The following is a 6,663-nucleotide window of genomic DNA, read 5'->3' on the forward strand; positions in this document are numbered from 1 at the left end:
CCGTGGCGCGGAAACCGGGCGCCGCAACGATTCCCGGCAGACTGGCGGCACGCAACGCGCCGACGGCGGCGAAGCCAACCGTGACATCGGGCGCGGGGTCGGCGGCGGGACGGCTTCGGGGCGCGGAACCGGTTCCGGCGGTGCGATATCCGGTACCGGCGGACGTGGGGACGGCCCCCGTGGAGAGTCGGGGCGTGGGGCGCGCTCCGGGCGCGGCAGCGGCTCCAGGAGCGGGGGGTCCGGCTCCGGCGGGCTGGCGGAATCGCTGGTCGCGAAGGCCGGGCTCGCGGATGACGCGTTGCCGTGGGACGTGACGTCGATTCATCAGGCGCTGCTGGCGGGCATGCTGTCGCATATCGGCGTACGAGAGGCGGAGAGCCGGGAGTTCCTCGGGGCGCGCAATGCCAAGTTCATGATCTTCCCCGGGTCGGCGCTGGCGAAGAAGCCGCCGCGGTGGGTGATGGCGGCCGAGCTGGTGGAGACCTCCCGGTTGTGGGGGCGCACCGCGGCGCGGATCGAACCGGAGTGGGCCGAGCGGCTGGCCGGGGATCTGGTGAAACGCACCTACTCCGAACCGCATTGGTCGGCCAAGCGGGGTGCGGCGGCCGCCTACGAGCGGGTCACGCTGTACGGGATTCCGCTGGTGACCCAGCGGCGCGTCGATTTCGGCCGTATCGATCCGGAGCTGTCGCGGGAGCTGTTCATCCGGCACGCGCTGGTGCAGGGCGAGTGGCAGACCAAGCACGACTTCTTCGCGCGTAACCGCGAATTGCTCGAGGATGTGGCCGATCTGGAGCATCGGGCGCGGCGGCGCGACATCCTGGTCGACGATCAGGTGCTGTTCGAGTTCTACGACCGGCGCATCCCGTCGGACATCGTCTCGGTGCGGCACTTCGACAGCTGGTGGCGCAAGGCCCAGCGCACCGACCCGAATCTGCTCGACTTCACCGCTTCCACGGTGGTGAACGAGGACGCGGCCCTGCTGGATCCGACCTCCTACCCGGACAGCTGGCGCCAGGGTGAGCTGACGTTCCCGCTGACCTATCAATTCGAGCCGGGCCAGGCCGACGACGGTGTCACCGTGCACATTCCGATCGCCCAGCTGGCGCACGTCCGCTCGGTCGGCTTCGACTGGCTGGTGCCCGGGATGCGCGAGGAGCTGGCGGCGGCGTTCATCAAGACGCTGCCCAAGCAGCTGCGCCGCACCGTGGTTCCGGCGCCGGACTTCGCCAAGGCCGCGCTGGACCGCCTCACCCCGCGCGCCGAACCGCTGCGCACCGGCCTGGCGCGGGAGCTGTCGCAGCTCGGCTCGGTGACGATCGCCGCCGCCGTGCTGGACCCGGCCGGCCTGCCCGATCACCTGCGCATGACCTTCGCCGCCGTTGACCCGTCGGGCACCATCGTGGCGCGCAGCAAGAGCCTGGCCGAGCTGAAAACCCGTCTGGCCGAACAGGTCTCGAAGTCGGTGGCGCGCGCCAACAACGCCGCCGAGCGGGCCCCGGCCGCCGTGTGGACCTCCGAGTCGCTAGGCACCCTGCCGTCCGCGGTCAAACGCCAGGTCGGCGGACAGACCATTACCGGCTATCCGGCCCTGGTCGCCGAGTCCGAGGGGGTGGCGGTGCGGGTGCTCAGCTCGCCCGCCGAGCAGGCCACCGCCATGCGCACCGGCACCCGTGCCCTGCTGCTGGGCGCGATCACCACCAGCACCCGCGCCGTCACCGCGGGCCTGCCGCCCACGGATCGGCTCGCGCTGAGCCAGAATCCGTACGGCACCCTCGATGCCCTGGTGGAGGACTGCCGCGCCTGCGCCGCCGACGAGCTCATCGCCGCCGAGGGCGGGCCGGTGCGCAGCCCCGAGCAGTTCCAGGCCCTGGTGGAGAAGGTCCGCCCGCGGTTCACCACCGCCGTGGCGAATATCGTCCGCTCGGTGGTTCCGGTACTGGCCGAAGCGCATCGGGTGCGCGCCGTCCTCGCCGACTCCCGCGACCGCGACGCCACCGACGATGTAGCCCACCAGCTCGACGATCTGATCTTCCCCGGCTTCATCTCCGAATGGGGCAGCGCCCGATTGCGGGAACTGCCACGGTATCTGGAGGCCGCCCGGCTGCGGCTGGAGGCGCTGCCCGCCGCCGCCAACCGGGACCGCGCGGGCATGGCCGAGCTCGATCGCGTGCACGCGGCCTATGACCGGCTGGTGGCCAACCTCCCGGAGGACCGTCGTGGCGGTCGCGACATCGTCGAAATCTGGTGGATGATCGAGGAACTCCGGGTGAGCCTGTTCGCCCAACAGCTCGGCACCCCGTACCCGGTCTCGGCGAAGCGGATCGAGAAGGCGATCGACGCCGCGCGCCGCCCACCGCAGAAGCGCTGACGAATACGCATCGGAAGCGCGGTCGGATACGGATCGGTCCGGCTCCGAATTGCTCGGGGCCGGACCGTGAATCGATAGGATGCGGGGTGCTGTGCCCCGGCGGCTCGTTCGGCTATTCCGCGGCCGCTGCGACCGCGTGCTCGTCGCGGTGCTTGCGCAGATCCGCGATCTCGCGCTCGAAATCCTCGGCGGAACTGAAGGATCGATACACCGACGCGAAACGCAGGTAGGCGACCTCGTCCAGATCGCGCAGCGGTCCGAGGATGGCCAGGCCGACCTCGTGGCTGGGCACCTCGGGGGACCCCTTGGCCCGCACGGCATCCTCCACCTGCTGGGCGAGCAGGTTCAGGGCATCGGAGTCGACCTCGCGGCCCTGGCAGGCGCGGCTGACGCCGCGGACCACTTTCTCGCGGCTGAACGGCTCGGTGACACCGCTGCGCTTGACCACCGACAGGATGGCGGTCTCGACGGTGGTGAACCTGCGCCCACATTCCGGACAGGCACGTCGCCTCCTGATGGCGGTGCCTTCCTCGGCCTCACGCGAGTCGACCACCCTCGAATCGGGATGGCGGCAGTACGGGCAATGCATCCGGGATCCTTCGTCGATGCCTGGGTTCCACAGCAACCTCGAGCAATCTCGAGGATACCGTGGCGGACGCGGTCGGCGGCGTCCGCCCGGGTCGGCGGCGGAGAATCAGGCCGTCAATCGCCATTGCGAGGTCATGTCGGCGAGCAGGTCCGGCAGCCGCTGGACGAGCCGCCCGTGGACGAGTTTGGCGGAGAACGGTTCGGCCAGAACCGGTCTCGCCACCGCCGGGTTCGCGCACAGCTCCAGATAGCGCGGCAGCAGGTCGCCGGTGATGTAGGTCCACCGCGTGTCGCGGTCGGCCCAGTTGAAGTCCGGCAGTGGGGCCCGCAACGACATGGTCCCCGCCGTCAGGGTGGTGGGCGCGAACACCCCGGGCGCGCGCACCCCGGGGACGGCGGCCTTCCCCGCGATCGTGCTGACGTAGGTCAGCACCCGGCCCATGACCCCGCGACCGTGCGAGGTGACGTCCCACTGGTCGGCGATGATCTGGTTCTGTTCCCGGTCGGTCATACGCAGCGCGGCGTCGGCGAGCCCGTCCTGGGTGCCGCCGGCGATGTCCCGCCAGGCCGTGATGGCGTTCTCGTCGAGCACCCCGGCCTGGTACATCTCCTCGACGCCGGCCTCGCCCGCGGCGGCGTACGCCTCGTGCATGGGCACCTGGTCGATGAAGATGTGCTTCTGCATGATCATCAGCCGGGTCTGGTACCAGGCCAGATCGTCGGCGGTGAGCCGCTCCCCTTCGGTGCCCAGGGCGCGGATGTCCGAGGGCAGGATGTCCAGCAGCGGCTCGGGCGTGCCGCGCAACAGGTCGGCCACCGCGTCGCCGAGCTGATGCAGGCCCGGCACGCTGACGATCGCGGAGACATCGCCCATATCGAAGAAGCCCGAGGCGAAGGAGCCGCCCGCCAGCCCGGCCAGGCCGGTCCACCAGTACTCCGGGTGAGAGTTGTTCAGCCGCAGGTAGTTCACGTACACCTGGGTGAAGGTGGCCGTATTGGCCGCGACGCCGCGCCCGGGATCCCACCCGGCCAGATCGATCTCGGCATTGTGGGTGGCGACCACCAGCCAGTACTGGTGCAGCAGCGTGGCGTAGCGCCGCGGCTGTACCCCCGCCGCGCGTGCGGCGTCGAGCGCGCCGCGCAGGGTGTCGGGGTCCAGGGGCAGGGCGGGATTCAATCCGCCGCCCGCCGCACCGTCCCCGTTCACCGATGGCAGATCCAGATATTCGGCGTACGCGGACTCCGCGTGCACCGCCGGTGCGGTCACCAACCCGAACATCAGGCAGGTGAGCACACCGGCCACCCGAACCAACCCTCGAACTCTCGGCATTACGCCCCCTGTCGCTCACGCGCGGGCCGATGCCCGACCGGCGCGGATGTAGCCTCTGTCACATCCAGGGGGACGCTAGCAACACGTTTCAGTTTTCAATCTGCAATTTCGGCCACCCCACTGGCCGGGGATCCCTATCCCGAATACCTGCTATGACCTGGCAACCGCCTGAGCAGCACCGTCGCTATCGCACCGGCGGCTGCACCAGCTGCACCGCCGGCGGCGTGGTCTGCGAATCGAAGTCGCCGGAGCGTAATTGCGCGAGGCCGATCAGTCCGGCCACGGCCAGAGCGCTCACCAGCGCGGTGATCGCGAGCGCCGCGAAACCGGTCCGGGCCCGCTGCACACGGTCCAGCGGATGCATTCCGCGGGCGCGTCCCACGGCGTGTCGCACGACGACATGATCGGTTCGAACACCCGCGCGAGGCATCGGCCGGACTCGCGCGCGGCAGGGGCGGCGGTCGAGAACGGGGCGTGCCGCGCCCTCGTCCGGGGTAACCGGGGACCGATTCGAACGCAGCTCCCAGGGGAGGCTGTCGAATCCCAAATCGCTTTCCAGAGTGTCGATCTCGCTGACCATGGCGCGCATCGAAGTAACCTCCAAAGTAGGGCGGGCCGCAGGGTGCTGGACAACTGACTCGATCATGTGTTCGATGAACTGATGTTCGAATTTCTACCACGGCCCGCCGGGGATGTCACTGATTTCCGCGACATGCGTCGAACAGATGTTTGATCACACGCGTCACACGGTCTACAGTCGAGTCACGAGTTGCCCGGACGTACGACACGGCGCGTGCGGGAACGAATTCCGGTGAGCGACAGCAGTGAACGGAGGACGGCGGCGGTGAGCGAACACGGCGGCGTGGACGGTGAGAACGGACCCCTTGGTCCCGAAGGTAACGGCCCCCTGTCCGAATCCTCCGGCGCCGGCGCCGATCTGACCGTGCGCCAGCGCCGGGTCCTGGAGGTCATCCGCACCTCGGTGCACGACCGCGGCTACCCGCCCAGCATCCGGGAGATCGGCGATGCCGTCGGCCTCACCTCCACCTCCTCGGTGGCGCATCAACTACGGGCGCTCGAGCGCAAGGGCTACCTGCGCCGCGACCCGAATCGCCCACGCGCCGTGGACGTCCGGGGCCTGGACGAGACGGCGGTGCGCGCCACCGCCGGGGTGTCCCAGCTGCGCGCGATCAATGCCGAGGCCGAGTCCTCCGACGATCACCCGATCCCGACCTACGTCCCGGTGCTGGGCCGGATCGCCGCCGGTGGCCCGATCCTGGCCGAGCAGGCGGTGGAGGACGTCTTCCCGCTGCCGCGCGAACTGGTCGGCGAGGGTTCGCTGTTCCTGTTGAAGGTCGTCGGTCAGTCCATGATCGACGCGGCCATCTGCGACGGCGACTGGGTGGTCGTGCGCCAGCAGAACGTGGCCGACAACGGGGACATCGTGGCGGCCATGATCGACGGCGAAGCCACCGTGAAGACGTTCAAGCGCACCGGTTCCCAGGTGTGGCTGATGCCGCACAACCCCCTGTTCGAGCCGATTCCGGGCAATGACGCCCAGGTTCTCGGCAAGGTCGTCACGGTCATCCGCAAGATCTGACCGTGCCGCACTGTCGTGACTCGGTGGCCGCCCCGCAGACCGGCCGCCGGGTCACGACAGTCGCTTTCGCGGTGATCGGCCGCTTTCGCAGTGGTCGACCGGGTTCTCAGTGATCGACCACGCCGTTCCACACCGCGTGCGCGCCCGTATCCCCGGCCCGGAAGGTCTGCCAGGTAGCGGCCGCGCCGGCGGCCAGCGCGACCACCGCGATCACGGCCACCAGCACCCGGCCCAGTGGCCGTTCCCGCCGGGCCCGCAGCTGCGCGAAGGCGACCAAGGCGGCCGAAATCAGTAGTGGCGCAACGAAGTACGGCATCTGCCGCCCGATCCGCGCGTGTTCGTCGATCGCCGGCGGCATGCCCAGCCGACTCTGGAACCACTCCCCCGCATCGACCGTGATCGGGGTCAGCGCGGTCACCACGACGGCCAGCACCACGGTGAGCCAGATCAGCCGGGCGCGGGCCGCGGGCCACAGCGCGCACAGGATCAGCAGGCCCGCGGTCAGCGGGACCAGCACCACCACCGCGTGCACCAGCAGGACATGGGCGGGCAGCCCATTGATTGTCGACATGTATCGGCTCTTTCGAACTCGGTGAATGCCCGGCGTAATCGGTACAACGTACGCCGGGCCCGACCGGTTCGATCACGAGCCGCGGTCAGTCGGTTTCGGCCGGCTCCACGAAGCGGGTGAGCAGCTGCGTGGGCGCTTCGTCGGCCGGGGCCGCCGTGGCGACCGCTTCGGCGACTCGCGGGGCCGCGGCCTCGGCGGGCGCC

The 6,663-nt window shown here is 70.0% G+C and carries 6 protein-coding genes; 2 read left to right on the top strand and 4 right to left on the bottom strand.

All coding sequences use genetic code 11. The features are described 5' to 3' along the window. Positions 1 to 2,371: ATP-dependent RNA helicase HrpA (hrpA, locus tag ACWELJ_RS32700; RefSeq protein ID WP_452369941.1), on the top strand; the 2,371-nt coding region annotated here is incomplete at its 5' end. 112 nt (positions 2,372 to 2,483) lie between these two features. Here the strand turns inward: hrpA and nrdR are convergent. The 3 genes from nrdR to ACWELJ_RS32715 all read right to left on the bottom strand — a co-directional run bounded on the left by nrdR (position 2,484) and on the right by ACWELJ_RS32715 (position 4,683). Then, a complete protein-coding gene (gene nrdR / locus ACWELJ_RS32705) occupies positions 2,484 to 2,960 on the bottom strand; it encodes a transcriptional regulator NrdR (protein WP_452369942.1) in 477 nt (158 codons plus the stop codon). Positions 2,961 to 3,065: 105 nt separating this feature from the next. After that, the gene (locus tag ACWELJ_RS32710) at positions 3,066 to 4,289 is read right to left on the bottom strand and encodes a hypothetical protein (RefSeq protein WP_452369943.1); all 1,224 of its coding nucleotides are present in this window, start codon (positions 4,287 to 4,289) and stop codon (positions 3,066 to 3,068) included. 184 nt (positions 4,290 to 4,473) lie between these two features. Then, the gene (locus ACWELJ_RS32715; RefSeq protein WP_452369944.1) at positions 4,474 to 4,683 is read right to left on the bottom strand and encodes a hypothetical protein; all 210 of its coding nucleotides are present in this window, start codon (positions 4,681 to 4,683) and stop codon (positions 4,474 to 4,476) included. A 513-nt stretch (positions 4,684 to 5,196) separates the two neighbouring features. Here ACWELJ_RS32715 and lexA point away from each other — a divergent pair. Beyond that, positions 5,197 to 5,889, top strand: coding sequence for a transcriptional repressor LexA (gene lexA, locus ACWELJ_RS32720; RefSeq protein WP_452369946.1), 693 nt, complete (start codon positions 5,197 to 5,199; stop codon positions 5,887 to 5,889). A 106-nt stretch (positions 5,890 to 5,995) separates the two neighbouring features. Here lexA and ACWELJ_RS32725 read toward each other — a convergent pair whose 3' ends face one another. Further along, positions 5,996 to 6,460: a DUF2231 domain-containing protein gene (locus tag ACWELJ_RS32725; protein WP_452369945.1), complete on the bottom strand. Its 465-nt coding sequence runs from the start codon at positions 6,458 to 6,460 to the stop codon at positions 5,996 to 5,998. Positions 6,461 to 6,663 lie beyond the last annotated feature (203 nt).

It is taken from the genome of Nocardia sp. NPDC004582 (assembly GCF_053602115.1).

Excerpts from the sequence above, each read along its gene's own strand:
- nrdR (WP_452369942.1), bottom strand. The coding sequence starts at position 2,960 with ATGCATTGCCCGTACTGCCGCCATCCCGATTCGAGGGTGGTCGACTCG.
- ACWELJ_RS32725 (WP_452369945.1), bottom strand. The coding sequence starts at position 6,460 with ATGTCGACAATCAATGGGCTGCCCGCCCATGTCCTGCTGGTGCACGCG.
- ACWELJ_RS32710 (WP_452369943.1), bottom strand. The coding sequence starts at position 4,289 with ATGCCGAGAGTTCGAGGGTTGGTTCGGGTGGCCGGTGTGCTCACCTGC.